The organism is Chloroflexota bacterium (assembly GCA_014360905.1).
GTDB lineage: Bacteria > Chloroflexota > Anaerolineae > UBA2200 > UBA2200 > JACIWX01.
This window is the reverse complement of sequence record JACIWW010000047.1, coordinates 1,925-2,537: the sequence shown is the minus strand read 5'-3', so window position 1 is coordinate 2,537 and position 613 is coordinate 1,925. Positions and strand designations below refer to the sequence as shown.

Annotated in this window: 1 protein-coding gene; it reads left to right on the top strand. The window is 55.5% G+C overall.

The window, feature by feature from the left end; genetic code table 11:
- On the top strand, window positions 1-613 hold a 613-nt coding region (locus tag H5T67_12605; GenBank protein MBC7246145.1), incomplete at both ends, for a SpoIIE family protein phosphatase.

Below are 613 nucleotides of genomic sequence, written 5' to 3'. Positions count from 1 at the left end.
GCGAAAGCGGTGATACCTTGGAAATGATAGAGCGGCCTCATGGCGGGCTGTCGCTCGTCCTAGTGGATGGCCAGCAAAGTGGGCAATCCGCTAAACGCATCAGCAATCTGGTAGCTCGCAAGGCTATCTCGCTGCTAGCGGAAGGTGTGCGCGACGGCGCAGCAGCCAGAGCGACACATGATTACCTGCGCACCTATCGCCAAGGCCAAGTATCGGCTGAACTGAGCATGGTTTCCCTTGACCTGGTCACACGCACGCTCGTCATATCCCGTAACAGCCATTGCCCGGTATTGCTCTTGGACAAAGAGGGGTGGCAGACGCTCGATGAGCCAAGCCAACCTATCGGTATCTATGCCGGCACAAAGCCCAGCATCACCGAAATTCCAATAGCAGCCAATATCTGGGTAATTGCCTTTACAGATGGCGTGCTCCATGCCGGGCGTCGCTTTGGCACGTCGTTTGATGCCCTGACCCATGCTGATTCTTTGGTCAAAGAGCATCAATGCACCGCTCCTACATTGGCTGATGCCTTGTTAGCCCATGCCATAGAACTAGACCACGGCCGCCCACAAGATGACATGAGTGTGCTCGTACTGGCTCTGGTACCAAGGAA